This is a genomic window from Parasutterella secunda (assembly GCF_016901835.1).
Lineage (GTDB): Bacteria > Pseudomonadota > Gammaproteobacteria > Burkholderiales > Burkholderiaceae_F > Aphodousia > Aphodousia faecavium.
In genome coordinates, this window is the sequence record NZ_JACJKX010000042.1 from 1 (window position 1) to 746 (window position 746).

At 45.6% G+C, this 746-nt stretch carries 1 rRNA gene; it reads left to right on the forward strand.

Annotation, left to right across the window (positions count from 1 at the left end):
• Positions 1 to 210: 210 nt before the first annotated feature.
• Positions 211 to 746, forward strand: a 23S ribosomal RNA gene (locus tag H5985_RS09240); the annotation flags it as partial.

Consider the following 746-nt stretch of genomic DNA (forward strand, 5'->3'; position numbering starts at 1 on the left):
ATGTTCTTTAACAATTTGGTGAAACAAAGCGTTTCAATCAAGAAGAAGTCTTGGATTTCATGAGAGTCTGAGATGGATTGATTGGAAACGGGTTGTGATTGCATTCAAACTCAAATAAAGAGTTCTTGAGAACCTTAAAAATTGAGAAACAGCGTACAACGTTATAGAGTTGCTTGTGACTCTGCCGGGCAATAGGCGGTAGGGTTATAGGATCAAGTGACTAAGTGTATGTGGTGGATGCCTTGGCGATTACAGGCGATGAAGGACGTGGCAGTCTGCGAAAAGCCGTGGGGAGCTGACAACGAGCATTGAACCATGGATATCCGAATGAGGGAACTCACCTGCAAAGGTATCCTTAAGTGAATACATAGCTTAAGGAGGCGAACGTAGTGAACTGAAACATCTAAGTAGCTACAGGAAAAGAAATCAACCGAGATTGCGCTAGTAGCGGCGAGCGAATGCGCAACAGCCTAATGCTTGATAACAAAACACACAGTAGAACGATCTGGAAAGTTCGGCTATAGAGGGTGATAGCCCCGTATATGAAATGAGTTTTGTGGTACTAAGAGCATGAGAAGTAGGGCGGGACACGTGACATCCTGCTCGAAGATGGGGGGACCATCCTCCAAGGCTAAATACTCGTAATCGACCGATAGTGAACCAGTACCGTGAGGGAAAGGCGAAAAGAACCCCGGGAGGGGAGTGAAATAGAATCTGAAACCGCATACATACAAACAGTAGGAGCC